At 55.9% G+C, this 26,758-nt stretch carries 29 protein-coding genes; 19 read left to right on the plus strand and 10 right to left on the minus strand.

Translation table 11 applies throughout. From position 1 onward, the window contains the following. Window positions 1-54 precede the first annotated feature (54 nt). Window positions 55-1,311, plus strand: coding sequence for a mechanosensitive ion channel family protein (locus HZZ01_RS05635; RefSeq protein WP_179895859.1), 1,257 nt, complete (start codon window positions 55-57; stop codon window positions 1,309-1,311). Window positions 1,312-1,359: 48 nt separating this feature from the next. Here the strand turns inward: HZZ01_RS05635 and HZZ01_RS05640 are convergent, their stop codons facing one another. Further along, window positions 1,360-1,656, minus strand: coding sequence for a hypothetical protein (locus HZZ01_RS05640; protein ID WP_314983795.1), 297 nt, complete (start codon window positions 1,654-1,656; stop codon window positions 1,360-1,362). Window positions 1,657-2,073: 417 nt separating this feature from the next. Here HZZ01_RS05640 and treZ point away from each other — a divergent pair, with 417 nt between their 5' ends. The 4 genes from treZ to HZZ01_RS05660 all read left to right on the plus strand — a co-directional run bounded on the left by treZ (window position 2,074) and on the right by HZZ01_RS05660 (window position 9,408). After that, complete coding sequence (gene treZ, locus HZZ01_RS05645; RefSeq protein WP_179895860.1) at window positions 2,074-3,858, plus strand: malto-oligosyltrehalose trehalohydrolase; 1,785 nt, start codon at window positions 2,074-2,076, stop codon at window positions 3,856-3,858. Then, window positions 3,855-6,383: a malto-oligosyltrehalose synthase gene (gene treY / locus HZZ01_RS05650; protein WP_179895861.1), complete on the plus strand. Its 2,529-nt coding sequence runs from the start codon at window positions 3,855-3,857 to the stop codon at window positions 6,381-6,383. The genes treZ and treY overlap by 4 nt, the downstream gene beginning before the upstream one ends. A 57-nt stretch (window positions 6,384-6,440) precedes the next feature. Further along, entirely contained in the window at window positions 6,441-8,516 is a 2,076-nt protein-coding gene (glgX, locus tag HZZ01_RS05655; RefSeq protein ID WP_179895862.1) for a glycogen debranching protein GlgX, read from the plus strand. A 127-nt stretch (window positions 8,517-8,643) separates the two neighbouring features. Beyond that, entirely contained in the window at window positions 8,644-9,408 is a 765-nt protein-coding gene (locus HZZ01_RS05660; RefSeq protein ID WP_179895863.1) for an SDR family NAD(P)-dependent oxidoreductase, read from the plus strand. A gap of 116 nt (window positions 9,409-9,524) precedes the next feature. On the opposite strand, the gene HZZ01_RS05665 is transcribed toward HZZ01_RS05660, so the two are convergent. Then, the gene (locus HZZ01_RS05665) at window positions 9,525-9,800 is read right to left on the minus strand and encodes a hypothetical protein (protein WP_136198166.1); all 276 of its coding nucleotides are present in this window, start codon (window positions 9,798-9,800) and stop codon (window positions 9,525-9,527) included. Window positions 9,801-10,181: 381 nt separating this feature from the next. Here HZZ01_RS05665 and HZZ01_RS05670 point away from each other — a divergent pair, with 381 nt between their 5' ends. From HZZ01_RS05670 to HZZ01_RS05680, 3 genes are read left to right on the plus strand one after another with little or no spacing between them, the layout of a single operon-like run. Beyond that, window positions 10,182-10,340: a hypothetical protein gene (locus HZZ01_RS05670; protein WP_179895864.1), complete on the plus strand. Its 159-nt coding sequence runs from the start codon at window positions 10,182-10,184 to the stop codon at window positions 10,338-10,340. A gap of 3 nt (window positions 10,341-10,343) precedes the next feature. Further along, entirely contained in the window at window positions 10,344-10,886 is a 543-nt protein-coding gene (locus tag HZZ01_RS05675; RefSeq protein ID WP_179895865.1) for a TetR/AcrR family transcriptional regulator, read from the plus strand. Then, a complete protein-coding gene (locus tag HZZ01_RS05680) occupies window positions 10,883-12,031 on the plus strand; it encodes a sugar MFS transporter (protein ID WP_179895866.1) in 1,149 nt (382 codons plus the stop codon). The genes HZZ01_RS05675 and HZZ01_RS05680 overlap by 4 nt, the downstream gene beginning before the upstream one ends. Window positions 12,032-12,183: 152 nt before the next feature. On the opposite strand, the gene HZZ01_RS05685 is transcribed toward HZZ01_RS05680, so the two are convergent. Then, window positions 12,184-12,417 (minus strand): hypothetical protein, encoded by a 234-nt coding sequence (locus tag HZZ01_RS05685; protein ID WP_179897064.1) that lies wholly within the window; start codon window positions 12,415-12,417, stop codon window positions 12,184-12,186. Between the two features lie 296 nt (window positions 12,418-12,713). Here HZZ01_RS05685 and HZZ01_RS05690 point away from each other — a divergent pair, with 296 nt between their 5' ends. From HZZ01_RS05690 to HZZ01_RS05700, 3 genes are all read left to right on the plus strand, one after another. Continuing rightward, window positions 12,714-13,238: a GNAT family N-acetyltransferase gene (locus tag HZZ01_RS05690; RefSeq protein ID WP_179895867.1), complete on the plus strand. Its 525-nt coding sequence runs from the start codon at window positions 12,714-12,716 to the stop codon at window positions 13,236-13,238. A gap of 98 nt (window positions 13,239-13,336) precedes the next feature. Continuing rightward, window positions 13,337-14,548: a diguanylate phosphodiesterase gene (locus tag HZZ01_RS05695; protein ID WP_179895868.1), complete on the plus strand. Its 1,212-nt coding sequence runs from the start codon at window positions 13,337-13,339 to the stop codon at window positions 14,546-14,548. Between the two features lie 226 nt (window positions 14,549-14,774). Continuing rightward, window positions 14,775-15,008 carry a DUF4060 family protein gene (locus HZZ01_RS05700; protein WP_003850264.1) on the plus strand — a complete coding sequence of 78 codons (234 nt, stop codon included), beginning with the start codon at window positions 14,775-14,777 and terminating at the stop codon, window positions 15,006-15,008. Window positions 15,009-15,055: 47 nt separating this feature from the next. Here HZZ01_RS05700 and anmK read toward each other — a convergent pair whose 3' ends face one another. Continuing rightward, entirely contained in the window at window positions 15,056-16,177 is a 1,122-nt protein-coding gene (gene anmK, locus HZZ01_RS05705) for an anhydro-N-acetylmuramic acid kinase (protein WP_179897065.1), read from the minus strand. 282 nt (window positions 16,178-16,459) lie between these two features. On the opposite strand from anmK, the gene slyB reads away from it, so the two are divergent. Then, window positions 16,460-16,927: an outer membrane lipoprotein SlyB gene (gene slyB, locus HZZ01_RS05710; protein ID WP_179895869.1), complete on the plus strand. Its 468-nt coding sequence runs from the start codon at window positions 16,460-16,462 to the stop codon at window positions 16,925-16,927. 40 nt (window positions 16,928-16,967) lie between these two features. On the opposite strand, the gene slyA is transcribed toward slyB, so the two are convergent. After that, window positions 16,968-17,405 (minus strand): transcriptional regulator SlyA, encoded by a 438-nt coding sequence (slyA, locus tag HZZ01_RS05715; protein ID WP_136198598.1) that lies wholly within the window; start codon window positions 17,403-17,405, stop codon window positions 16,968-16,970. A 150-nt stretch (window positions 17,406-17,555) separates the two neighbouring features. Between slyA and HZZ01_RS05720 the strand changes: the two genes are divergently transcribed. From HZZ01_RS05720 to HZZ01_RS05730, 3 genes are read left to right on the plus strand one after another with little or no spacing between them, the layout of a single operon-like run. Beyond that, window positions 17,556-17,792 (plus strand): DUF1656 domain-containing protein, encoded by a 237-nt coding sequence (locus HZZ01_RS05720; protein WP_010245554.1) that lies wholly within the window; start codon window positions 17,556-17,558, stop codon window positions 17,790-17,792. Window positions 17,793-17,797: 5 nt separating this feature from the next. Continuing rightward, on the plus strand, window positions 17,798-18,655 hold the full coding sequence (locus tag HZZ01_RS05725) for an HlyD family secretion protein (protein ID WP_179895870.1): 858 nt from the start codon (window positions 17,798-17,800) through the stop codon (window positions 18,653-18,655). Then, window positions 18,652-20,652, plus strand: coding sequence for an FUSC family protein (locus tag HZZ01_RS05730; protein WP_179895871.1), 2,001 nt, complete (start codon window positions 18,652-18,654; stop codon window positions 20,650-20,652). Before HZZ01_RS05725 ends, HZZ01_RS05730 begins: the two co-directional genes overlap by 4 nt. On the opposite strand, the gene HZZ01_RS05735 is transcribed toward HZZ01_RS05730, so the two are convergent. The 4 genes from HZZ01_RS05735 to HZZ01_RS05750 all read right to left on the minus strand — a co-directional run bounded on the left by HZZ01_RS05735 (window position 20,653) and on the right by HZZ01_RS05750 (window position 23,058). Further along, a complete protein-coding gene (locus HZZ01_RS05735; RefSeq protein ID WP_179895872.1) occupies window positions 20,653-21,120 on the minus strand; it encodes a hypothetical protein in 468 nt (155 codons plus the stop codon). It lies immediately after the preceding gene. A gap of 130 nt (window positions 21,121-21,250) precedes the next feature. Then, window positions 21,251-21,769: a superoxide dismutase family protein gene (gene sodC / locus HZZ01_RS05740; protein ID WP_179895873.1), complete on the minus strand. Its 519-nt coding sequence runs from the start codon at window positions 21,767-21,769 to the stop codon at window positions 21,251-21,253. Between the two features lie 84 nt (window positions 21,770-21,853). Beyond that, entirely contained in the window at window positions 21,854-22,750 is an 897-nt protein-coding gene (locus tag HZZ01_RS05745; RefSeq protein WP_179895874.1) for an aldo/keto reductase family oxidoreductase, read from the minus strand. Between the two features lie 68 nt (window positions 22,751-22,818). Next, window positions 22,819-23,058: a DUF1289 domain-containing protein gene (locus tag HZZ01_RS05750; RefSeq protein WP_179895875.1), complete on the minus strand. Its 240-nt coding sequence runs from the start codon at window positions 23,056-23,058 to the stop codon at window positions 22,819-22,821. A gap of 174 nt (window positions 23,059-23,232) precedes the next feature. On the opposite strand from HZZ01_RS05750, the gene HZZ01_RS05755 reads away from it, so the two are divergent. From HZZ01_RS05755 to rnt, 4 genes are all read left to right on the plus strand, one after another. Then, window positions 23,233-23,829, plus strand: coding sequence for a TetR/AcrR family transcriptional regulator (locus HZZ01_RS05755; protein ID WP_179895876.1), 597 nt, complete (start codon window positions 23,233-23,235; stop codon window positions 23,827-23,829). Between the two features lie 50 nt (window positions 23,830-23,879). Further along, window positions 23,880-24,977, plus strand: a complete 1,098-nt coding sequence (locus tag HZZ01_RS05760; RefSeq protein ID WP_179895877.1) for an alkene reductase — start codon at window positions 23,880-23,882, stop codon at window positions 24,975-24,977. Between the two features lie 116 nt (window positions 24,978-25,093). Then, window positions 25,094-25,501, plus strand: coding sequence for a lactoylglutathione lyase (gene gloA, locus HZZ01_RS05765; RefSeq protein ID WP_008926200.1), 408 nt, complete (start codon window positions 25,094-25,096; stop codon window positions 25,499-25,501). Window positions 25,502-25,621: 120 nt separating this feature from the next. Further along, window positions 25,622-26,290, plus strand: a complete 669-nt coding sequence (gene rnt / locus HZZ01_RS05770; protein ID WP_179895878.1) for a ribonuclease T — start codon at window positions 25,622-25,624, stop codon at window positions 26,288-26,290. Between the two features lie 43 nt (window positions 26,291-26,333). On the opposite strand, the gene HZZ01_RS05775 is transcribed toward rnt, so the two are convergent. Beyond that, window positions 26,334-26,669: a Grx4 family monothiol glutaredoxin gene (locus HZZ01_RS05775; protein ID WP_170933470.1), complete on the minus strand. Its 336-nt coding sequence runs from the start codon at window positions 26,667-26,669 to the stop codon at window positions 26,334-26,336. Between the last annotated feature and the right edge of the window lie 89 nt (window positions 26,670-26,758).

The following is a 26,758-nucleotide window of genomic DNA, read 5'->3' on the forward strand; positions in this document are numbered from 1 at the left end:
ACCGACCCCATGCTGTGGTTGAATTCGCCCCTTACTTTTTCGCTCGTGGTTAACATGCATTACATTCAGAGTCTGATGAGTTTTATTGAGGGGAACAGGGTGCTATCGATCAGCTTCAGCCTGCTGCTGCTGATCGTGGCCGGGATGGTCACTCACCTGATCTGCAAATTTTTCATCGTCAAAGTCATCAGGCGGGTCTTTTTCAGCGGGCATAAAAAGGGTGTGCCACTGGATAAGGACATTCGCCTCTCTCAAAAGCTGTCAAATTTTGTGCCGGTGATTGTGGTCTACAATTTCCTGCAATTCATGCCGGGCCTGCCTGAAAATCTGAAAGTCGCGATTCAGACCATTTGCGGCATCCTGTTTTTTGTCTATCTGTCGATCTTCTTCAACGAAGTGCTGGAGATTGTTAACAACTCCTATACGCGCAAATCCAAGCGCAAGAATCATTCGATCAAGGGCTATATCCAGATTGGCAAAATCCTGGTGCATATCATCGCCGCGATCATGATTCTGGCGATAATGTCCAACAAATCACCGGCAATTATTATCTCCTCGCTGGGTGCGGTTGCCGCAGTGCTGATGCTGATTTTCCAGCATACACTGCTGTCGCTGGTGGCGAACATTCAGCTCTCCTCCAACGATGTCCTGCAACTGGGCGACTGGATTGAGATGCCGGACAGAAATATCAGCGGCGAAGTGATCGACATTGCGCTGCATACCATCACCATCCGCAACTGGGATAACACCATTTCGCGTATTCCGACCAAGAACTTCCTGACCGAGACCTACACCAACTGGCAGGCGATGTTCTCGTCGGGCGCGCGCCGCATCATGCGCAGCTTTTATCTTGATCAGAAGTCGATCACCTTTGTGAATCAGGAGATGCTGCAGTCGATGAGCCAGATCCGTCTCGCAGGCGAAACGATCACTGAGCTACTGGATGGACGCGATATCAATGCCGTTGGCGACCGCTGGTTTATGGAAAACGGCATCACCAATCTGATGGTGTTCCGTAAATACCTGACTGGCTGGCTGGCCCAGCGCGATGACATTATGAAAGAGATGTATATCGTGGTGCGGCCGCTGAAGCCGTCGCCGGATGGGCTGCCGGTGGAGATCTACTGCTTCACCTCCTCGATTTTCTGGGCTGATTATGAAAATACCCAGGCGGCGATTTTTGAGTATATCTATGCGATGGCCCGACTCTTTGAACTGCAGATTTACCAGCACCCGGCAGGATCGGATTTTGCCCGGCTGGCTCAGCCGCGGCCCGACAGCCGGGATGCGCAGCAGAACGGCGTACAATGACGCGCGGTGGCAAGCTTCTGCCACCGCCGGAGTAAAGGTTGCTAAGCACTAACTCTTGCTGAGCGCATAGTTCAGCACTTTGTCATTTTTCATCTGCACGGTCAGCGTCTGCCCCTCGGTGGTGTTCAGGGTGCGCGCCTCGCTGTAGGTCCACTTCAGCAGCCGCTGCCCGTCCGGGTAAGGCGTTTCACTGTCAGGCTGACCAAACAGCGCAATCAACTGAGCTTTGGTGGTCTGACCGGCATGAATGTGCTGCAGATTACTGCTGTCCAGCCGGTGCCCGACCTGGCTGGAACAGGCGCCGAGCAGCAACAACAGCGCGGCTAACAGAATTCGTTTCGTCACGTAACATCCTTATGAAGTATTCAGCGCCGCAGGTCATCGAGCGCGATCGCGTTTAAGCTTATAGCGAATCCGCACCATCCGGCAGGGTTTTCTGCGCCTGCACCGTCTCCTGTCCCCAGGCAGAGTCCGATTCACGGCAATTAACGCAAATTTATGCCGCCAGACGCCCTGCAGCCCTGCGATTGCAACATCTTAGTCTATGATTACTCTCTGTATGCCGCGTGGAAGCGGTCTCACTCCTTTCTTCCCGCCGCATTACGCTGAATATCAGTCCAGCATCCTGGCTGAAGAGACGCGCCAGCCCACCTGGCATCCTGGTCTCGCTGCAAGGTTTATGATTTTTGACGCTTACGTCATCGACATCCTTTTCTCGCGGTGGCCGCCATCGCGTATTTCCAGGCTAAATGAGGCAACTGAATGGAATCCAAATCTTTTTTTAAAAGTTGGGGCGTTGAACGGGTTGCCAGTGATGAGGTACGTTTCCGCCTCTGGGCAACCGGTCAGCAACGCGTGACGCTGCGTCTCTCCGGCAAAGACATTGAAATGACACCGCAGGCGGATGGCTGGTTTGAAGCCCAGGTCGCCGGTGTAGCGGCGAACGCCGAATATGATTTTGTGCTGGCGGATGGTACGGCCGTGCCCGATCCCGCCGCCCGCGCCCAGAAAGCGGAGGTTAACGGCCCGTCGCTGGTGATCGACCCTGATGCGTATCAGTGGCAGAACACAGGCTGGAAGGGTCGTCCGTGGCAGGAGTCGGTGGTGTATGAACTGCACATCGGCACCTTTACGCCTGAAGGCACCTTCCGGGCGGCGATTGAGAAGCTGCCCATGCTGGCTGAAACCGGCATCACCATGATTGAAGTGCTGCCGGTGTCGCAGTTTGGCGGCCATCGTGGCTGGGGTTACGATGGCGTGCTGCTCTATGCACCCCATGCTGCCTACGGGTCACCCGATGATTTTAAAGCCTTTATCGATGCGGCACACGGTCACGGTCTGTCGGTGGTGCTGGATATCGTGCTGAACCACTTCGGTCCTGAGGGCAACTATCTGCCGCTGCTCGCGCCAGACTTCTTCCACAAAGAGCGCCAGACGCCGTGGGGCGCGGGTATCGCCTATGACGTTGATGCAGTGCGCCGCTACATCGTGGAAGCGCCGCTCTACTGGCTGCAGGAGTTTAATCTGGATGGCCTGCGCTTTGACGCCATCGATCAGATTGATGACCCCAGCGAAAAGCATGTGCTGATTGAAATTGCTGAGCGCATCCGCGCCACGATTACCGACCGTCCTGTTCATCTCACTACCGAAGATTGCCGTAACGTCACCTTCCTGCATCCGCGTGATGAAAACGGAGAGGCTCCGCTGTTCACCGGCGAATGGAACGATGACTTCCACAACGCCGTGCATGTGCTGGCCACCGGTGAAACGCACGCTTATTACCAGGATTTCGCCGACCAGCCGGAACAGCGGGTAGCACGTGCGCTGGCAGAAGGCTTTGTCTATCAGGGTGAAGTCTCGTCGCAGTCGGGCGAGCCGCGCGGGGTGAAAAGCAGCAGCCAGCCGCCGGTCGCGTTTGTCGACTTTATCCAGAACCATGACCAGACGGGCAACCGCGCGCAGGGCGAAAGGCTGGTCTCGCTGGCAGGCGCAGAACGGACGCAGGTGCTGCTGGCCATGTTACTGGTCTCGCCGCACATTCCGCTGCTGTTTATGGGCGAAGAGTATGGCGAAACCCGGCCGTTCCTGTTCTTCACCGATTTCCATGGCGATCTGGCCAAAGCGGTGCGTGAAGGTCGCGCCCGCGAGTTCGAAGGCCATGCCGGTCACGGTGAAACGGTGCCGGATCCCAACGATGTCACCACCTTTGAACAGTCGAAGCTTAACTGGCAGCGCACAGAAACGCCGGAAGGTCAGCAGTGGCTGGCGCTGACCCGTCATCTGCTGGCGCTGCGTCAGGAACATATCGTGCCGCTGTTGCAGACCGCCGGAGGGGATGCCGGTCAGATAGTGAAAACAGCAGAAGGTTTCCTGGCAGTACGCTGGGACTTCCCGCTGGGCACACTGTCACTGGCGCTGAACGTCGGCGACAGCACGCAGCCGATCCCGGACTTGCCGGGTGAAACCCTGTTTGCCTGGCCGCAGACCGCTACCGAACTGATTCCCAACGCTATCGTGGTGCGTCTGGAAAAGAGAGAAGCAGAATGAATATTCCTACCGCAACGTACCGCATCCAGTTCCGCAACGGCATGACCTTTGACCGTGCGGCAGCGCTGGTGCCCTACCTGAAACAGCTGGGTATCAGCCATCTTTACGCCTCGCCGATCTTCAGCGCGACCGCGGAGTCGACCCACGGCTATGACGTGACCGACGTTAACCAGATCGAGCCGTCGATTGGCGGCCGTGAAGGCTTTGATCGCATGGCTGCCGCGCTGAAAGCAGCCGGGCTGGGGCTGATCCTCGACATCGTGCCGAACCATATGGCCGCCTCACTGGAGAACCCGTGGTGGCGCGATGTCATTGAGCATGGCGAACAGAGTCGCTATGGGCACTATTTCGATATCGACTGGTCACGCCGCCTGACGCTGCCGTTCCTCGGTGACACCTTTGAGGCGGTGCTGGCAAAAGGTGAGATCAGCGTGCAGCGTGATCCCCAGACCGGCAAGCCGGCGCTGGCCTACTTCGACAATTTCTATCCGCTGAAACCTGAGACCTGGCAGGATCGGGAAGAGGCGGTGCTCGCCCTGCGCGATGCCGTACAGATTGCCGAACTGCATGAGCAGCAGCCGTGGCGACTGATCTCGTGGCGTGATGCGCCCAATGACCTCTCCTACCGCCGCTTCTTCGAAGTGACCGGTCTGGTGGGTGTCCGCGTGGAAGATAAGGAGGTCTTTGATGCTGCACATCAGCTGATCCTCGAACTGGTGCACAGCGGCGCAGTGCAGGGATTGCGCGTCGACCACGTGGATGGCCTGGCCGATCCGCGCAGCTATCTGGAGCAGTTACGCCAGGCTGCCGGTCCCGACTGCTATCTCACCGTGGAAAAAATCCTCGGCGACAATGAACAGCTGCCTGACGAGTGGCCGGTTTCCGGCACCACCGGATATGAATTTATGGCTGCGCTCGCCAATCTGCTGGTCGACAGCGATCGCCTGAGCGGCCTGCGCAAAGCATATCAGGCCGTCATCGGCAAAACCGTCGACATGAAAGCGGAGCTGCGTGCTGCCAAGCTGCTGATGGCGAACCGCAACTTCGCGGGTGAATTTAACCGGTTACACCAACTGGCGCTGAAAATTGCTGATACAGAAGACACGCCACAGCCGGAAGCCGAACTGAAAAATGCGCTGCGTGAGTTGCTGGTGGCGTTCCCGGTTTACCGCACCTATGGCACACCGCAGGGCCTGACACCGGCCGACACTGCGCTGCTGCAACAGGTCGTCAGCGAGGTTAAAGCCAGTGCCCATGCACCGGACACGCAGGCGCTCGACTTTCTGACACGCATTCTGCGTGCTGAGATTCCCGACGCTGCCCGCGACGATGCCACACAGTTCCGCACTCGCTTTCAGCAACTGACCGGCCCGCTGATGGCGAAATCGGTAGAGGACACCCTTTTCTTCCGTCAGCACATGGCGCTGGCGCTGAATGAAGTGGGGGCTGAGCCGCTGGCGCGTCACTTCTCGCAGGATCAGTTCCATGCAGAGATGCAGGCGCGGCGCGAACATCAGCCCGATGCGCTGTCAGGCACCTCAACGCACGACACCAAGCGCGGTGAAGATGCCCGTGCGCGTCTCTATACGCTGACCGAAGCGCCGCAGCGCTGGGCGGAGTGCGTCAGCCGCTGGCGTGAAATGAATAACGATCATGTCGTTCACCTGAAAGATGGTCCGGCACCGGAACCGGCGGTCGAGTGGATGCTGTATGAAGCGCTGGCTGGCGTCTGGCCAACCACCCTGCAGCCGCAGGATGCGGAGGGTCTGGCGGCGCTGGAAGCCCGCTTTGTGGTTTATGTAGAGAAAGCGCTGCGTGAAGCCAAACTGCGCACCGACTGGGCCGACAATAACGACGCCTATGAAGAGGCGGTGCTGGGCTATGCCCGTCACCTGCTCGCGCCTGACAACAGGGCCTTCCTCAGTGATTTCTGCCAGTCGCTGCAACCCTTTATGCGTGCCGGGCTGGTCAACAGTCTGACCCAGACCGTGGTGAAGCTTACCGCGCCCGGCGTACCCGATATTTATCAGGGCAGCGAAGCGCTGGACTTCAGTCTGGTCGATCCCGATAACCGCCGCGAACCTGATTTCGACGCCCTGGCCGCGATGCTTAATGCGCCACAGCAAGACAGCAGCGAAGCGCACTGGCTGCGCGGTCAGGTCAATCAGCAGGCGATTGTGAAGCTGCTGGCGCTGCGTCAGCAGCAGCCTGAACTGTTCCGCCAGGGTGACTATCTGGCGCTATCAGCGGAGGGCGAGCAGCAGGATAACGTACTCGCCTTTGCCCGCACATACCAGGATCAGGCGGTCATTGTGATTGTGTCACGCCGGGTGTTTAACGCGCTGCCAGAGAATCTCGATCAGCCACCCGCAGCGCGCTGGGCTGACACGGTCATCGACCTGCCTGCGGCATTGGGCAATCGCCGCTATCAGGATCAACTGAGCGGTAAAACCCTCAATGCCAGCGACCCGTTGCCGCTTACAGAGCTGGCATCGCAGTGGTGCGCCGTGCTGGTGGCACAGTGAAATCCGAATGAATTTGTTTATTACGCGTCAATCTGTTCATTGAATAACGAGGCATAAATGTCAAACAGTCAGCGTTTTGAAATTACGGCGGGTTACAGCCATTTGCTGGGGGCCAACTTTGATGGCCAGGGCGTGAACTTCGCCCTGTTCAGCGCCCACGCCGAGCGGGTTGAACTCTGCCTGTACGATCCCAGCGGCAAAACGGAAATTGCCCGTCTGGAGCTGCCGGAATATACCCATGAAGTGTGGCACGGCTATATTCCGGGGCTGAAACCCGGCGCGCTCTATGGCTATCGCGTTTATGGTCCTTATGATCCGGAAAATGGCCATCGCTTTAACCCGAATAAATTGCTGCTCGACCCGTACGCGCGTGAACTTGCGGGCGACATCGCCTGGAACGAGGCCCATTTCGCGTACGATCTTTATCACGACGATAAAGATCTGACGTTCGACACCCGTGACAGTGCGCCGTTTACGCCAAAGTGTCGGGTTGTCGACCCGAATGAATTCGACTGGCACGATCAAAACCGCCCGAACGTGCCATGGCCTAAAACCGTGATTTATGAAACTCATGTCAAAGGCTTCACGCAGCTCAACACCGCGCTGCCGCCGGAAATGCGCGGCACTTTTGACGGCATGAGCCACAAATCGACCGTCGACTACATTAAAAGTCTGGGCATTACCTCGGTTGAACTGCTGCCAGTGCACTGGTTCCCGGACGATCAGCATCTGCTGGATAAAGGGCTGAAAAACTTCTGGGGCTACAACACGCTGGGCTTCTTTGCGCCCGCGACCCGCTATTTCGGGCCGCGCGGCATTCAGGGCTTTCGTGACATGGTGCGCGCCTTCCATGATGCCGGCATTGAGGTGATCCTCGACGTGGTCTACAACCACACCGCCGAAGGCAATGAGCTGGGTCCGACGCTGTCGTTTAAGGGCATCGACAACTTCTCCTATTACCGTACGATGCCAGACCAGCATCGTTACTACATCAATGACACCGGCACCGGCAACACCGTGAACACCTCGCATCCGCGCGTGCTGCAGATGGTGCTCGATTCACTGCGTTACTGGTCGGAGTCGATGCATATTGACGGTTTCCGTTTCGACCTCGGCACCATTCTCGGTCGTGAACCCGATGGATTTGACCCGCGCGGCGGCTTCTTCGATGCCGTGATGCAGGACCCGATTCTGTCGCAGAAAAAGCTGATTGGCGAACCCTGGGATATCGGTCCGGGCGGCTATCAGGTGGGCAGCTTCCCGCCTGGCTGGGCAGAATGGAACGATCAGTACCGCGATACGGTACGTGATTACTGGAAAGGCAACAACGTCTCTACCGACTTTGCCGCCCGCCTGCTGGGATCCGGTGACCTTTACGATCAGCACGGTCGTCGCCCGTGGGCCAGCGTTAACTTCATTACCGCGCACGATGGCTTCACCCTCAACGATCTGGTGTCGTACAACGACAAACAAAATGCGGACAATGGCGAAGATAACAACGACGGTCACAACGACAACCGCTCGTACAACTATGGCGTCGAAGGCCCGACCGAAGATGAAGGCATCAACGCAGTGCGTGAGCGTCAGAAGCGCAACTTCCTTGCCACGCTGATCTTCTCTCACGGTACACCGATGCTGCTGGCAGGCGATGAGTTTGGCCGCAGCCAGATGGGTAACAACAACGGCTACTGCCAGGACAGCGAAATCTCCTGGGTACACTGGGATAACCTGCCGGAATCTGCCGAGGCGCTGCGCGAATTCACCCGCCAGATCCTGACGTTACGTGCGCAGCAGCCGCTGCTGCGCCGTGAAAGCTGGCGCGACGGTATGGATATCAAATGGTTTAACGCCGGTGGCGGCTTCCAGCAGGCTGAGCAGTGGGATGAAGGCTCAACACTGGGCGTCTATATCGGCCGGCCGGACCTGCAGACTGAGGAAGGCATCTGGCATGACGTCCTGATGCTGTTCAATCCGTTTGAAGGCAATGTACCGTTCCAGATTCCGCAGTTTGGTGAAGGCGGCTGGGTGCTGGAACTGACCACCAGCGACACCGCGAAGCGCGGTCTGGTGATTACTAAAGAAAAGGATTTCGAACTGGAAGGACGCAGCTTCGCCCTGTTCAGACGTCCATAGCCGTTAACCCCGGTTAGAAAGTCGTCATCTGGCGCAGCGCATTTCGCGCTGCGCTTGTGTTTCTGGCGATGGCTGCCAGGCTTAACCGGTTGTTAACAGTGAGAATTGATGCTGATAAGGAGGCATAATGTCCAGATTTACGCAGAAAGTTGTGGTTGTGACAGGTGCCGGGTCCGGCATTGGCGAAGCCAGCGCAAAGCGCTTCGCTGAAGAAGGGGCATCCGTCGTGCTGGTAGGTCGTACCGCGCAGAAACTGGAAGAGACGCTGGCCGGAATGACGCCCGGCGATCACCTGGTAGCAGCGTGCGACGTCTCAGAAGCCGATCAGGTTAAGCAGCTGTCAGAAACCGTGCTGAAGAAGTATGGCCGGGTTGACGTGCTGGTGAATAACGCGGGCGTTATCGTGCAGGGCCGCGTCCATGAAGTCGGACTCGACGCATGGAAAACCCTGATGAAAACCGACCTTGATGGCGTTTTCCATGGCGTACACTATTTCATGCCTGCCCTGTTAAAGAGCAAAGGCAACGTGGTCAACATCTCTTCCGTTTCCGGCTTAGGCGGCGACTGGGGCATGAGCATCTACAACGCAGCCAAAGGGGCGATCACTAATTTTACCCGTGCACTGGCGATGGACTACGGCGCAGATGGCGTGCGGGTTAATGCAGTCTGCCCCGGCTTTACCCTCACCGACCTGACCGAAGATGCCAGTCAGGATCAGGCGCTGATGGAACGCTTTTACGATCGCATTCCGCTACGCCGTGCGGGTGAAGCAGATGATATCGCCCATGCCATTCTTTTTATTGCCAGCGATGAAGCCAGTTATATTACCGGCGTCAATTTGCCGGTCGATGGCGGAATTACCGCCTCTAATGGCCAGCCTAAACAGGCATAAATATCAGGGCAGCGTCTTTACGCTGCCTTTTTTATTCTGAACGCCCCGCCCTGTTATTTCGCTTTATTCTCTTTTTTATGTGGCCATGTGTTGCCGGCGAATTTAACGCCCGTGAATTAATGTTTTGGCGTATGACGGGTTGGGGTTGCTGCGCGCGCCGGTTTAATTGTCGTGCTGTTGCTTGTCGGGCAAATAAACGTGCTCAGACAGGCATTACAGAGAATGGCATTGGCGTGATGGACTTTCGCCACTGCCAGCGCCTGCTGCCGGGTATAAAGCGAACCAATAAAGACGCGTTTATCGTTCTTTGACAGATTAACGCAACCTTCTTTGTGTAAAATCCATCCACCCATGGGACGCGGGCACAGATAATAGTAGCTGGCTTTAAGCATGGTAGTCATCCTGATAGTTGCTGTATGTATCTTAAAAAAACGAACCAAAATTCGTAAGAGGTTTTTTTTGTAATCTGAAGCGTTATTAAACTAACTGAGAATTTACCCTAAAACCACTTTATTGCGTAACGCAAACTGACTTTGAGAATATGCCCTTTTTTGCCGATGATATCGCTTCAGGCATTCGACGCACTGAAACATACCCTTCCGTTTTGCACCCCCTGTTGTAGTTGTAATGCTAATGCATCAATAAAGCAGCTAAACTTAAAATAATGCATTAAAAACAACGGACTAACAGGTGATATGGTTAATTTATCCTGCAAGTACCCTCCGTTATGATTAGAGTCACAACTAACTAAGTTCATCCCCACCGGGGTAAGTATGAGTATTGATAAACAGAGACTGAAAAAGAATAAAAACAGCCTGCGGCACGCCTTTAAGCGAAGCGCCAGAGTAGCCGCCGTCGGGGATTTATCAATACTGCCGTATTCAAAGGATAGAAATGGGCTTGAAAAAGTAAAACGATCGGTTTACTTTTGAGGAATGAAAAAGAGAAACGATATCATTCAGGCTGCCGAGCGGCTCTTCTACACACATGGCTTTCACGCTACCAGCACCGATCAACTCTGTCGGGAAGCCGGTGTCTCTACGCGTACGCTTTATCACCACTTCGCCTCACGCGAGGCACTAACCTCTGCCGTGCTGAGTGCTCGTGAGCAGCGTTTTATGGCTGACTTGCTGCCACCGCAACAGCCAGAGGCGATAGCGCAGCTGTTTGTGGTGCTGGGCGACTGGACAAAGGCGAACGGTGCCCATGGCTGCTTCTTCCTGAAAGCCTGGGGGGAATACGCTGAGCGTGACAGTGAGCTGGCCGCGCAGGCACTGGCCTTCCGTGCCACAATGCGCCACTACATCACACAGTGTGTGACGCATCTGTACGGTGCTGAAGATCGGCAACTGAGTGATGCCATCTGGATACTCTTCGAAGGCGCGATCACTACGGCGCTGCTCACCGGTCCCGCCGCAGCCCGACAGGCGGCTCAGGTCGCCCGTCAGCTACTGCGTCAAAACGGCGTGACCGGATGAGATCGGCTACCGCTCTGGCCCTCACCGGCTTTAGTCTGATCGCCGCAACTTACGGCATGGCCCGCTTCTCATGGGGATTGATGCTGCCTGCTATCTCGTCAGATATCCCGTTTACCCCACAGCAGGCAGGGTTGCTGTCGGCATGCAGCTTTGCGGCTTACTGCTTCACTATTCTCACTTCAGCCGCGCTGACCGATCGCTATGGCACACGTGTGACCGCGTTACTGGCCTCACTCAGTGCAACGGCAGGTCTGCTTCTGCTCGCCAGTGCCTCTTCAGTACTGATGCTGGCGGCCGGACTGTTTATCGCCGGATTGAGTTCTGGTCTGGCTTCACCCGCACTGGCCGCAGCGGTCAGTCACAGAATTCCTGCAGCACGTCAGCCGCGCACAAACACACTGATCAATGCAGGTACCAGCGCAGGCATTATCCTGACGGTAGTGATCCTGAGCATGCTGCCTGGCGGCTGGCGCGCCGCCTGCCTGCTGTTTGCCCTGCTATCACTGCTCTGTGTGCTGCCAGTCATGCGCGTGTTAAAGGATCAGGCGGCCGAACGCACCTCCAGAGTGCGTCACTGGCAACAGCGATTTTATCGCCGCACTATGCGCCAGCTGATGGGTATCGCGCTGATGTCGGGCCTGGTCAGTGCAGCCTGGTGGAGCTTTGGGTCGGCGCTTCTGCGTCAGCATGTCGGTGTTGATGCAGAGACCGCCCGCTTACTCTGGCTGATTGCGGGAAGTGCAGGCATTGTGGGTGCGGCAACCGGCCTGGTCGCTGCCCGTATAGGGCTAAATGGGGTTTACCGGCTGTCATTGTGTGGTATGGCACTGCCGCTGCTGGTGCTGGCCATGAGTCATGGTGAATCTATCGGCTTAGGCATCGCGGTTGCCTGCTGCGGCGCAGGTTACGTTACCCTGTCAGGCGTGCTGTTGGTCTGGGGCGCTCGCGCCACCGCCGAAGACCCGGCGACGGGCGTCGGCATCCTGTTTTTTATGCTGGCGGTAGGTCAGGTTGTGGGATCGCTGCTGTTTGGTCAGCTCTACGCCTGCTGGGGTGCCACAACGGCCTTAACGCTCTTTGCGATCGTTGCCCTGCTGTTGCTGTTTATTGCACCTGCAAAGAACAGCGGCGAGGCAGTTAAATAAGCAGACGGCGGCGAAAGAGATAAAATCGCCGGTAAATGTAATAAATCGTCGCTGCTATGCCATGCCAGACAGTCTGAAAATATGTATCCGGCTAATGAGGAGTAATCATTTTACGTGGCGGACTATCGCGTGATAACAATCACCCGCGCGAATCAGATCGCACGGATATTTTTAATACGGGGATTAACTTTCTGCTGAAGTAAATCCTCTTCGGGACCCAGATAATAAGGTACAGCGCATTGCTTACCATCTTTGGTAAAAATAATCTGGTTATCGTGCAGGAATAATGCCGTGAAATGACCCAGCACTACACCATTTAATTCAAAGCAGTGATTTCTTGCTGCATGCAGCCCCTGCTTACTATTCAGAAAATCAATAAATCGCATCACGCTGCGCCTCCGCAAAATCACTTAGCCCCACCAAAACCGCAAAGATAATAGCCTTAACTCTGGCACGAATCACCCGACTGATGCTGTTTTCAGAATAGGCTTAACCGCCATTCAGTTGTGGTACTAAACCGGCGTCTTTATTTTGTCCACGTTCTGCCAGGAATATTCCTGGAAAACATGGCAGATATGAAATAACGGCAGCGCATCATATTTATATTGCGCCCTATAATCGCCCGCTATACCGTTGTTTTTCAACCAGGTGCAGATTTTCAGATGAAAAGCCGGAGCAGGTTATGGAAATTTATGAAGCAGATGAACGCCACATCGCGGCGATTCAGCAGATCTATGCATGGCACGTCCTTAACGGCACCGGCTCTTTTGAGACGGTGCCGCCTGAGGCCGCAGAGATGGGCGAGCGGATGCGAAAGATTCAGCAGGCTGGCCTGCCGTGGTTCATCGCCGTCAGCGACGGGGACGTTCGCGGGTTTTGCTATCTGGCCCCCTATCGTCCGCGTTATGCCTACCGGCATACGCTGGAAGACTCTATTTATATCGACCCTGGATTTCAGAAGCGCGGAGCCGGCTCACGTCTGCTGGAGCATGCAATCAGCTGGGCTGAGCAGGCAGGATACCGCCAGCTGATTGCTAACGTCGGTGACAGCGAGAACCAGGGGTCAATTGCCGTGCATCGCGCCGCGGGCTTTGAAATGACCGGCATTCTGCGCTCGGTGGGTTTCAAACACGGCCGCTGGCTGGATACCGTTTTTATGCAGCGCACTCTGGGAACGGGCGATTCAGCGTTACCGATTAAAGACTAAATAGTGCCCTGGCGAGAAAGGCACACGGCCCCACGTTCTCCCGTGGAGAACCTTCTGGTAAAGTGTGTTAACAAAAATTAAAAATTCCGGAAAACTTTATGTTGTCGACAATCATTTATCGCAGCCACATTACAGAGAATGTGCCGCTGAAAACCCTGAATGATCTGGCGTTAAAAGCGAATAAAATCAATAAATCATCCAGCGTTACCGGAATTTTGCTGTTCAATGGCACGCACTTTTTCCAGCTGCTTGAAGGGCCTGAGGCGGCGGTTAAGGCAGTCTACAGCCGTATTTGTCAGGACCCGCGCCACCATAATCTGGTCGAACTGCTGCGCGATTACGCACCGGCGCGTCGTTTTGGTCACGTCGGGATGGAGCTGTTCGATCTGCGGCTGCATGATAAAGAGACGGTGCTGGAAGCGGTGCTGGCGAAGTGCACCACCCGATATCAGTTGACCTATGCCGATCGCGCCCTGCATTTCCTGCGCACTTTTGTCGAAGCGCGGGAAAAAGAGAACTATTTCGAGATCCCTTCCGCCAGGGGCTGGTCGTTTATTCGTGATGAGTCAGAGCAGCGCGAAGGCAATGCGGCGCTGCTGGCAACAGATGAGGTCAGCTTTGCTTTTCAGCCGATCGTTGACCCCTTCGCCTGTGAAATTGTCTCGCTGGAGGCGCTGCTTCGCGGCCCGCAGGGAGAACCACCGCTTGAGTACTTTGCCGGACTATCACGCGAGCAGCTCTATCAGGTCGATCTGAATTCGAAAAAGCTCGCTTTTACCCAGGCGAAACATCTGGGGATCGAGGGCATGACCCTGTCGATCAATCTGTTGCCCATGACTCTGGTGGAAATCCCCGACGCCGTCCCGGTTTTGCTGAACGAAATTGCTGCGCAGGGGCTGGTGCCGGAGCAGATCATGGTTGAGTTCACCGAGAATGAGATTATCTCGCAACCCGAGGCCTTTGAAGCCGCTATCAGGCAGCTGAAGGCGGCTGGTATCAGTCTGGCGCTGGATGATTTCGGTGCCGGTTTTGCCGGGCTGTCGCTGCTGACCCGCATTCAGCCCGACAAGATCAAGATCGACCGGGCCATTATCTCTGATGTGCATAAAAGTGGGCCAAAGCAGGCAATCATTCATGCCATTCTGAAATGCTGCGCCTCACTGGAGATTGGCGTTATCGCGGAGGGCATTGAACAGCCTGAAGAGTGGATGTGGCTTGAAGCGGCAGGCGTGACCCAGTTTCAGGGTTTCCTGTTCTCCAGACCTGAACTCAATGGCATCGCCGCCGTGGCCTGGCCGGAGCTGGTTTAACACTGCGATTAGGATGAATTTGCGATTCCCTGCCTTGCTGGATTCTCCGGCTGCTGCTAAATAATTAACAGCGCCGGGGGATCATATTTCTGTCATCTTCCCGCGTCACAGTCAGTCATAATAAAATCAGCGATTAAATGTTTAGCAGTCAGATGTTCAGTGTTTAGGCCAGTGCTACGGCGCCCTGCGTGCGACGTGACTCCAGGAACAGCATTTGAGGAACTGAATGAAGCAAATCATCCGCGGTGATAAAGAACCCTCCCATATCCTGGCTGCGACCCGTGCGCTCGAAGCGCACTACTCACGCTACGGAGAAGGTAATAAATACCATCCGATTATCTATTCTATCGCCTACCGCAGCCGGTTTTACCAGGTTGAGGTGATTACCCGACGTGAAACCATGGTGGCCACGGTGATAACCGGGGTTCGTAACCTGACGCATCTCTCCGGCGCCGCCTGACGGCCGCCTGCTCTCCTGCGGGGGCATTCAGCCCCCGCCATCCCCACTTAACGTCGATAGAGTGAATTGGCCGGATAGATTGCGCCAATCACACTTTGTTCCCGTGCGCCTGTCACCGCAGGCAGATTGCCCGGCAGCCCGGAGAGCGTGCGGAACGCCAGCCAGGCAAACGCCAGTGCTTCCATATCATCGCCACTGATTCCCGCCGCATCGGTAGTGGTCACTTCTGTACCGGGAAGATGCGCAGCCAGACGCGCCATCAGTTGCGGATTGCGACTCCCGCCGCCACACACCAGCAGACGGTCGCAGCCATCATTGAGCATCACCTGCTGTGTGATGGTGATAGCGGTCAGCTCAACCAGCGTGGCCTGCACATCCTGCGGTGCCAGACCCGGGAAGTAGCGCAGATGCTGTTCCAGCCAGCCCAGATTGAAGTGTTCGCGCCCGGTGCTTTTCGGCGGCGGCAATGCAAACCACGGCTCCTGCAACAGCGTCTCCAGCAGAGCCGGAATAACTGTTCCGCTGCGCGCCCACTGCGCATCTTTGTCATAGGGCTGTCCCTGGTTACGCCAGATCCAGGCGTCCAGCAGCATATTCCCGGGACCGGTATCGAAGCCGCGCACCGGCTGACCCGGAATCAACACGGAGAGATTAGCGATGCCGCCAATATTCAGCACCATGCGGCGTTCAGTGGCATCCATCAGCAGCGCCTGGTGAAAGGCGGGCACCAGCGGTGCGCCCTGCCCGCCCAGTGCCATGTCACGGCGGCGGAAATCACCCACCACGGTAACGCCGGTTGCTGCCACAATCTGGTTATTGTCACCAATCTGCAGCGTATTGGGTGCGTCACCCAGTGGCTCATGCCAGACGGTCTGTCCATGACAGCCAATCGCCGTAATATCGCTGGCTTCCAGCGACTCGCGCTTCATTAATGTCACCACGGCCTCAGCAAACAGCTGGCCCAGGCGGGTATCAAGCTGCCCAAGCTGTGACAGCGTCAGAGATTGTCCCTGACAGATTTCCAGCACCGCCTGACGCAGCGCGGGTGGCATTGGATGGGAGTAGCTCGCCTGCTGGGCCACCATATTCTCATCAATGGCGGCAAGCACCACATCCACCCCATCCAGGCTGGTACCTGACATTAACCCGATATAGCGTCCTGATTTCATAGCCATTCCTTACTTCCGGCGGGAAGTACGATTCATCTGCGGCTAGCCTGACAAATAATGATCGCTAATTCTATGATTAAATTGTTTTTATCCAACTGTGCTTAGCGATAACGTAACGGGACTATTTTTCATCGATGATTGAATTATTGTTGATCCTGCATAGTCTATGCTTGGTCCAACCGTGTTTTATTCGGACAGGGATTAATTTGCCAGGTTTGTGTCTTATACTGTGTGCAGGATACAGCGGTAAACGTGGCGCCTTCTCGACTAAAGGAGTTTCAAATGATTAAGCGTGTAATTGTGGTCGCTCTGGCCGGTGCTATGCTGGCAGGTTGTAGCAATACCAGTACGCTGTCGGGTGATACCTACAGTGCCAGTGAAGCCAAACAGGTGCAGAGCGTTTCGTACGGTACCTTAGTTTCTGTGCGTCCGGTGAAAATCCAGGGCGGCGATGACAGCAACGTTATCGGTGCAATCGGTGGTGCGGTGCTGGGTGGCTTCCTGGGTAATACCATTGGTGGCGGCACCGGGCGTAGCCTGGCGACAGCCGGTGGTGCGGTTCTGGGTGGCGTAGCAGGCCAGGGCGTACAGGGCGCAGTCAATAAAGCCGATGGTGTTGAGCTGGAAATCCGTAAGGATGATGGCAATACCATCATGGTGGTTCAGAAACAGGCTGCCTCGCGTTACTCCGTTGGCCAGCGTGTTGCGATGGCGTCCAACGGCAGCCAGGTGACGGTTTCACCTCGCTAATGCTGTAAAACAAAAAACCGACGCCCTCGCGTCGGTTTTTTTATTTCTCTTTGTTCTGAAGTTCGAGAATGTTTTTCTCAAGCCGGGCGATCAGCGTCACCATCTGGCTGATCTCTTCCCGACTGATGCCAGACAAAATGTCGTCCCGCGTCTCATCAATCACACTCTCAACCTGTTCGATAATCGGCTCCGCCTGCTGCGTCAGCTTAATGCGCTTAGCACGACGATCGTTGGCGCAGGTCGAACGGGTAATGAGTCCTTTCTCTTCCAGCTGGTCCAGCGTGCGCACCAGCGAGGGCTGTTCAATACCAATCGCCTTGGCTAACTGAATCTGCGACTGTTCGGGCGGCAGTTGATGAATATTGTGCAACGTCACCCAGTGAGTCTGAGTCAGCTCAAGCGGCTTGAGCCGCTGATCAATCAACGCGCGCCAGATGCGCACCAGGCGAGATAAATCCGTTCCGAGGGGCGTATCCATTTCATCTCCTTATAATTAGCTTGCTAGCTATCAAGCCAGATTTTACACTATTCTGCGAGTTTACAGGAAAAATTACAAATCCCGGACAAGGCCACGATAACGTGGCAGCGCTTCAAGTCTGCCGTTTGGGTTAACGAAGGATGTTATCACGTGCTCACTCCTGCTTTTTCAGGTGCGAATCCGCTGACTGACCTGGTCGTGGGCGCCTCACTGTTTTTTCCGCCAATATTCAAAGCGGTGATCCTCGGCTTCTTTTTCTGGCTATTGATCCACCCGCTGGTGCGCGGCTGGATCTACTCCGGCGATGTCTGGCATCCCACCCTGTTTGATCTCTCCCTGTTTGTGCTGTGCGTTACCGCCGCACTCTGGCTCATCGGTCACGGATAATCGATATGAAATTTAACGCGGTAAAATATTTCTCCACGCTGATTGTGTTTGCCCTCGCGCTGCTGGCCGCTGGCTGGCTGTGGAACTACTACATGCAGTCGCCCTGGACCCGTGACGGGAAAGTGCGGGCAGAGCTGGTCGATATCACGCCTCAGGTATCGGGCCGGATTACGCAACTGAAGGTGAAAGACAATCAGTTTGTACACAAGGGCGAGCAACTGCTCACGCTGGACCCGGTGCCGTGGCAGATCGCCCTCGACAACGCCGCCGCCCAGCTTAGCAAAGCGCAGGCGGACATGGCGAAAGCGCAGCATGAATTTAACCGACGCAGCAGCCTGCCACGCAACATTATCTCCGCCGAGGATCTTGATGCGGCACGCTTAAGCTCTGGTGCCGCCGCCGCCAGTACCAAAGCCGCGCAGGCTGAATGGGAACGGGCGCGCTGGAATCTGCAGCAGACCACGCTGACCGCTCCGGCGGATGGCTGGATCACTAATCTGACGCTGCGGCCCGGCAACTATGCCACCGCGGGTTCTCCCCTGTTTGCGCTGGTCGACAGCCACTCTTATTACGTGATGGGCTATTTCGAAGAGACTAAGCTGCGCCATATTCGTCCTGGCGCGGCGGCACAGGTGGTGCTCTACAGTAATGGTATGCAGCTGCAGGGCCAGGTGGACAGTATTGGCCGCGCTATCTATGACCAGAGCATTGAGCTCGACAGCGGCCTGGTGCCCGATATTAAGCCAAACGTGCCCTGGGTGCGGCTGGCGCAGCGAGTGCCGGTGCGCATTCGTCTCAACGCGCTTCCTGCCGATGCCGATTTAGTGGTCGGTACCAGCTGCACCATCACCATCCAGCCATGAATCTTCAGTGGCTGGCCTGGGATCAACTGCCCTGGATTAAGGCGAACGCCGGTCAGTGGCGCTATGCGTTGCGTAATGCTATTGCGATGTGTCTGGCGCTGAGCATCGCCTATGGGCTGGATCTCGATGAGCCTTACTGGGCGATGACCTCTGCCGCCGTGATCAGTTTTCCCACTGTCGGCGGCGCGATCAGTAAAAGTTTTGGCCGTATTGTCGGCAGCTTGCTGGGAGCAAGCGCCGCGCTGCTGATTGCCGGACATACCCTGAATGAACCATGGTTGTTTACCTTTGCGATTGCGGGGTGGCTGGCGCTCTGCACCGGCATTTCAAACCACTACCAGAATAATGTCGCTTACGCGTTTTCACTGACGGGTTACACCGCCGCCATCATCGCCTTCAGCAGCGTGAATATCACCGATATCACTACGCTGTGGACTATTGCGCAGGCACGCGTCTGTGAAGTGATTTGCGGCATTCTCTGCGCCGGATTGATGATGATGGTGCTGCCGAGCACTTCCGATGGCGAAGCGCTGATTACCTCACTGAAGCAAATGCACGCCCGGTTGCTGGAGCATGCGGTGTTACTGTTGCAGCCCTCAGCAAGCGATACCATTCGTGTCGCGCATGAAAACGTCATCAGCCAGATCCTGACCATGAATCTGCTGCGGATTCAGGCGTTCTGGAGCCACTATCGCTTTCGCCGACAGAATAACGTCCTGAACTATGTGCTGCACCAGCAGCTGCGACTCACCAGCGTACTTTCCAGCCTGCGCCGTATGTTACTGAACTGGCCGGACGCGCCTGATGCGCTGTTTGAGGCATTGCAACGCCTGCTGGCTGAGCTGGCAAAACCCGCGTGCGATAAATATCGTCTGGCGCAAATTCTGCGCAGCGTGACGCCTGCGACGGATGGCGACTACCGGCAACGTGCCTTTTGTCAGCGGCTGCGCTACTTCTGCTGGATGTACCTCAACGTGCTACGCTGGATTCGACTGCTCGATCGCGCCGATGCCGATACCCGCTTTCAGCCGCCGCCGGTTCCGGCACTGGCGCGCGACAGTGACAGTGCCGAAGCGGGCTGGAGCGCCCTGCGGACCTTCTGTGTGATCGTGCTGGGCTGCGCATTCTGGATCAATACGCAATGGTCTTCCGGGGCTTCCGCGCTCACCCTGACCGCCATTGCCTGCGTGCTTTATGCTTCCGTGCCCTCACCCGGCGGCAGCGTTACGCTGCTGCTGAAAACTCTGCTATGGCTGTTTGCGTTTAGCTTTGTGATGAAGTTTGGCCTGATGGTGCAGATCAGTCAGCTATGGCAGTTTTTACTGTTTTTATTTCCGCTGCTGGTGACCCTGCAACTCTTCAAGCTGCAGCAGAAACAGCGGGCTGGGATGTGGGGACAGTTCATCGTCTTTATGGGCTCGTTTATTGCGGTGACGAATCCGCCCACCTGGGATTATCAGGACTTTTTTAACGATAACATCGCCAAAGTCTGCGGCGTGTTGCTCGCCTGGCTGGCGTTCCAGATTCTGCGGCCCAGTTCTGATGCGCGACGCAGCCGACGGCATATCCGGGCGTTGCGGCTGGCATTTCTTGATCAACTGCGGCAACGGCCCCGTCTCAGCGAGAGTCGTTTCGAATCGCAGATTTACCACCGTATCAGCCAGCTCAGTCACAGCCGTGATGAGCAGGCGCGCGTCTGGCTACTGCGCTGGGGTGTGGTGCTGCTTAATTGCTCGCATATTGTCTGGCAGTTGCGTGAATGGCGCGCCGGTTCGGCAGCACTGATGACGTTCCGTGATAACAGCCTGCAAAATTTACAGCAGATTATCAGCAGCCGCGGCGTGCGCCACAGCTCGCTGGATCGGATGCTGACGGAACTGGAAGAGACCATTGCCACATTACTGGCGCTGGAAAACAACGAGGCCAGCGAACTGGCGGGAATTATCTGGCGATTACGCTGTTCGCTGGCACAGCTGAAGCAGGCGGTACCGGCGTGATTACTGGCAATATTGCTGCTGCTGCCGGTTAAAATCCTCCTGCAACTGTTGTAGCGTTTTATGGCCTTCGAAGCGGGTTTTATCCATTTCAGTCATAGGTTCGATCACCAGCGCTTTCTCATCGGGTGAGAAGATGAACCGGCGTGTGAGGTCGGTGCCGGTAAAACTTTGACCGTGGATGCCGCCGCACACCATGGTCATAGTGCGCCGATTGATGGTGGTATCAGTGAAATTGGTTTCGGTGGCGCTGCGAAAGACCTGATCACAGCCCTGTGCTTCCAGCTTGCGCACCATGTTGCGGCTCAGCCATTCCCGGCCTTTGGCGATCTTTTCGCAGGTGACACGCATCGGGCTGGTGTCAATGGTGCGCTGAAGTTCCCGTCCGGTTTCAGTAACCAGTTGCGTCTCATTGGGTTTATCGCATCCCACCAGCAGCAGACACAGCAGTAATGCGCCCTTAAATTTCATTTTCCTGCTCCTTTCCCCATCACGCTTTCTTACCTGAATCAATATCATAGGGGGGAAATGTCAGGGATGGTACAACAATTCATAAACAGTCAGGAGAAAAGCGGGCGGCCATTGCCTGCCGCCCGAAAATTCAGATTACACCGCAGGCATACCGCGCACCGCCGCCGCCCAGCGGTTTAGGATGGTCGGCATGATTATCCCCACCGACATGCACCATCAGCGCTTTGCCTTTAATCTCTTTTAACGATTTCAGACGCGGTGCCAGCACCGGATAGGTCGCGTTGCCTTTGTCATCGACATAGACCGCAGGCAGGTCGCCCAGGTGTCCCTCTGCATAGGGCCCCAGATGTTTACCGCTGCTGGCCGGATCAAGGTGCCCACCAGCTGCACCAGCGGCGACCCTTTTTCCGTCAGACTCGCCCGGCTCACAGCTGCCTTTGGCATGAACATGGAAACCATGAATGCCCGGCTGAAGCCCCTGCAGATCCGGTGTGAACTGCAGACCATACTGTGTCTCGTCAATCGTTACGGTGCCCAGCGATTTTCCAATCCCTTCAGCGGTAACCTGATGGATCGTAACCTGCTCGCTGGCAGCCTGTGCTGCACCGCAGGCGATCAGAGCGGATAGCGCAACTGCTTTCATTTTCATGGTGACTCCATTTGCATCCCAGGGGTTGAGATAAGTCTGGTCGCTGTTGCGCTATTTTGCTGAAAATTGACGCAGTTTTACGCTTCAGGGCACATCAAATCCCAGGGCGGCCTTGCGAATCCGGAACCACTGCTGGCGAGTCAGGATTACGTTCAGTGACCCGGCAGCCTCGCTGACCCGCGCTGCTCTACCTGAACCAATGATCGGCAGCGGGCGCGATGGCAGCATCAGTATCCAGGCATAGACCACCTGCTCCAGGCTGGTGGCACCGGTTTCCTGCCGCACGGCTTCCAGTTCGTTACGCAGCGGCTGGAAATGGGGATCGTTAAACAGGCGACCACCACCCAGACAGGACCAGGCCATCGGACGAATGCGCAGCTGCTGACACTGATCCAGCGATCCATCAAGCAGCACGCTTTGCTGAACCGGTGAGATCTCCAGCTGATTCGTCACCAGCGAGAACGGCAGACGGGATTGCAGCAGGGAAAACTGTGATGGTGTGAAGTTGGAGACGCCAAAATGCAGAACCTTGCCGCTGTGATGCAGCGCCATAAAGGCTTCAGCGACCTCATCAGCCGCCATCAGCGGATCGGGCCGATGGATGAGCAGCAAATCGAGCCGATCGATGTGGAAATGGCGTAATGAGTTTTCAGCACTCTGCAGGATATGACGTTTATCAGTAATGTAATGACCAATCTGGTGCTCAGGCCGGGCGCGGGTGGCAATGCCGCACTTGGTCACAATCTGTAGCTGGTCGCGCAGTCCGGGTGCCAGTTTCAGTGCCTCGCCAAAGGCCGCCTCACACTGGTAATCACCGTAGATGTCCGCATGATCAACAGTTGTAATACCCAGCTCCAGATGGTGCTCAATAAACGCGACCCGCTCCTGAGGCGACATACCCCACTCCATCAGACGCCAATACCCCATAATCAGCGGTGAAAAATCGGGCCCCTGTGAGGCGATGGCTTGCGGTTCTAACATGACGTTCTCCCTGTTGCGCGTGGGCTGCAATTAATGTGTCAGAGAGTATAACGGAAAGCGCAACGTCGTCAGAATAACTCCGGCTGTTGCGGTTCGGGCGTCTCGTCGCCTTTCTGCTGCCGCTGCAGACGCTGACGACGCTGCTGACAAAGACGGATGACCTCACGCTTCTGGGCATCGCTGAAGCGAAGCCAGTTGAACCGCTCATCGCGGCTGCGTAAACATCCCAGGCAGTAGCCGCGCGCATCCGTCTGGCAGATGCCGCGACAGGGACTGGGAACCGGGAAAAACTCAAGCTGCTCGGCCACCACGACTCCGGATTCACAGAATAAACAGTTAACTAAAAAGCGTAGCCTGTTTACACAGGAAGTAAGCCCTGACCGGTCACAATTATCCTTTTCTTTCATGGACAGGTGAACACTCTGTGCCAAACGCCTGGTGCAAGGTTGCATTAGACCGACTGGTCTACTAACCTCGTTGCTATGAATAAGACGCTACAACGCAATGAAACCCGCGAACACCTGCTCCAGACAGGTGAGCAACTCTGTCTGCAGCGCGGCTTTACCGGAATGGGCCTCAGCGAACTGCTGACGCAGGCGGCGGTGCCGAAAGGCTCCTTCTACTACTATTTCCGCTCTAAAGAGGCGTTTGGCGTGGCGTTACTGGAACGCTACTTTGCGCGTTTCCTGCAGGATGTAGCGTTACAGCTTAATCAGACCAGCGGCACGCCGCGTGAGCGCCTGCTTAATCACTTTCGTGCTGCCGTTGAGCTGTTTGTGGAGCAGGGCCATATTGTTGGCTGTCTGGGCGTCAAAGTCTCCGCTGAAGTGTGCGATCTCTCTGAGCCAATGCGTGACGCATTGCAGCAGGGCGCGGCGAAGATCACTGCGCTCTACGCCCGGACACTCATCGCTGCAGAGCAGCAGGAGACGCTGAACCTGCCACAGCCTCCCGCGCAAATGGCAGAATTACTGTCGCTGTTGTGGCTCGGCGCCAGTCTGCAGAGCAAAATTTCCCGCGAGGCGCAGCCACTGCGTCTGGCACTAAGTACCATCGAACAGTGGCTTAAAATTCACTGATTTTTAAAAAACATGTTTGTAGACGACTGGTCTACTAATCAGGAGCTATTATGGCGAGTACCCAGCTGTTTCGTCCGCTGAAAGTCGGCGCAATTACCGTCCCAAACCGCGTATTCATGGCACCGCTGACCCGTCTGCGCAGCATTGAGCCAGGCGACATCCCTACCCCGATGATGGCGGAATATTACCGCCAGCGTGCCAGCGCAGGGCTGATTATCACCGAAGCGACCCAGATCTCTTTCCAGGCGAAGGGCTATGCCGGTGCGCCGGGCTTACATACACAGCCACAGATTGCGGCATGGAAAGCGATTAACGAAGGTGTGCATCAGGCTGGCGGTCACACCGCAGTACAGTTATGGCATACCGGTCGTATCTCTCACAACAGCGTGCAGCCGGAAGGCAAAGCCCCCGTCGCTCCATCGGCGATTGCCGCAGGCACCCGTACTTCACTGCGTGCTGAAGATGGCAGCGTTTATCGCGAAGATACTTCGACGCCACGTGAACTGACTGTGCCCGAGATTCAGCAGATCGTGGCAGATTTTGGTCAGGCTGCGGCTAACGCGCGTGAAGCCGACTTTGACCTGCTTGAGCTGCACTCCGCGCACGGCTACCTGATTCATCAGTTCCTGGCGCCAGATTCAAACCAGCGTACCGATGAATATGGCGGCAGCATCGAAAAACGCGGTCACTTTGCGCTGGAAGTGGTTGATGCGGTCATCGCTAACTGGTCAGCCGATCGTATTGGTATTCGCGTCTCGCCAATCGGCAGCTTCCAGAATCTGGACAACGGCCCGGATGAAGAAGAAGCGGCGCTGTGGTACATCGCAGAGCTGGCGAAACGCAACATTGCCTATTTGCACCTTTCAGAGCCAGACTGGGCCGGTGGTCAGCCTTACACCGACGCCTTCCGTCAGAAAGTGCGTGATCTCTTCCCGGGTGCCATCATTGGTGCCGGTGCCTACACCGTTGAGAAAGCGGACGATCTGATCGGTCGCGGTCTGATCGATGCGGTTGCGTTTGGTCGTGATTACATTGCTAACCCGGATCTGGTTGAGCGTCTGCAGCAGGACGCCCCACTCAATCCACAGCGTCCGGAAAGCTTCTACGGCGGCGGCGCTGAAGGTTATATCGACTACCCGACGCTGTAACCGTTTTGGGCTGCCGTCCGGGACGATGGCGGCAGCCATTATTCAAGGGCGATTTTCATCGCTATACTTATCGCCTGGGTCATCCGGCGATGGCGTTTTATTTTAAAGAGGATGTTATGCGTTTACTTCATACCATGCTGCGCGTTGGCGATCTGCAACGTTCTATCGACTTCTATACCCGTGTGCTGGGCATGCGCGTGCTGCGTCAGAGCGAAAACACCGAATATAAATATACCCTGGCCTTTGTGGGCTACACCGACGAGAGCGAAGGTGCGGTGATCGAGCTGACCTACAACTGGGGCGTCGATAAGTATGACCTCGGTAATGCTTATGGTCATATTGCGCTGGGCGTTGATGACGCAGCAGCGGCCTGCGAACGTATCCGCAAAGATGGCGGCAACGTGACGCGTGAAGCCGGCCCGGTTAAAGGCGGCTCCACCATTATTGCCTTTGTTGAAGATCCCGATGGCTACAAAATCGAGCTGATCGAAAATAAAGATGCCGGCAACGGCCTGGGCAACTAAACCTGCTCCTCAGCCTGCCCGTCCGGGTGGGCTGAATCCCCTTCTCTTCGCTTCATCTGCTGCACCCGGCCCCGTTTTTTGCCATAATACGCGCTGCCCTTTTTCTGCAACGAGATCCTGATGTCTGAATCGAATTCCCCCAATGCACTCAATCAACGTTTCCGTGGCTTCTATCCGGTGGTGATCGACGTCGAAACCGCCGGTTTCAACGCGCAAACCGATGCGTTACTGGAGATTGCCGCTATCACGCTGAAAATGGATGAAGAGGGATGGATTCAGATTGACCAGACGCTGCACTTCAACGTTGAACCTTTTGTTGGATCGCTGCTGCATCCGGAAGCGCTGGCTTTTACCGGTATCGACCCGAGTAATCCGCTGCGCGGTGCAGTGAGTGAATATGAAGCGCTGCACGCCATTTTCAAAATGGTGCGTAAAGGCATTAAAGATAGCGGCTGCAATCGCGCCATTATGGTGGCGCATAATGCCACCTTCGACCTGAACTTTATGTCAGCGGCCGCAGAGCGTGCCAGCCTGAAGCGTAATCCGTTTCACCCGTTTGCCACTTTTGATACCGCGGCTCTGAGCGGACTGGTGCTGGGTCAGACGGTGCTGGCGAAAGCCTGTATTGCGGCAGGAATGGAGTTTGACAGTACGCAGGCGCATTCGGCGCTCTATGACACGCAGCAGACGGCGACGCTGTTCTGCGAGCTGGTGAACCGCTGGAAACGGTTAGGTGGCTGGCCACTGCCCTTTGCGGAAGGTGATACAGAAGCCACGACATCCGCATAAGGGATGCCGCAATGAGAAAGGCCGACGTGATGTCGGCCTTTTTTTATTCTGCTTCTTTAAACTTCTCTGCAGTCTCTTTAATCAGCGTCTGCAGTTCACCACGTTGTAACATCTCAACGATGATGTCGCATCCACCGACCAGCTCGCCATCGACCCACAGCTGCGGGAAGGTTGGCCAGTTAGCGAATTTCGGCATCTCGGCACGAATATCCGGGTTCTGCAGAATATCCACGTAAGCAAAACGCTCACCACAGGCTGACAGCGCCTGGACCGCCTGAGCAGAGAAACCACAGCTAGGCAGTTTCGGGGAACCTTTCATGTACAGCAGGATCGGGTTTTCTGCGATCTGGCGCTGAATTTTTTCTACAGTACTCATTATTGCCTTCCTTAATTCGTCACTTCGTGTTTGTTTATTGTAGCGACTTCGCAGCCTGACTGAAAACGAGATTTTGACCGCTGCCCGATTAA

Origin of the sequence: Pantoea sp. WMus005 (assembly GCF_013415305.1) — a bacterium.
GTDB classification, from domain to species: domain Bacteria; phylum Pseudomonadota; class Gammaproteobacteria; order Enterobacterales; family Enterobacteriaceae; genus Pantoea; species Pantoea rara.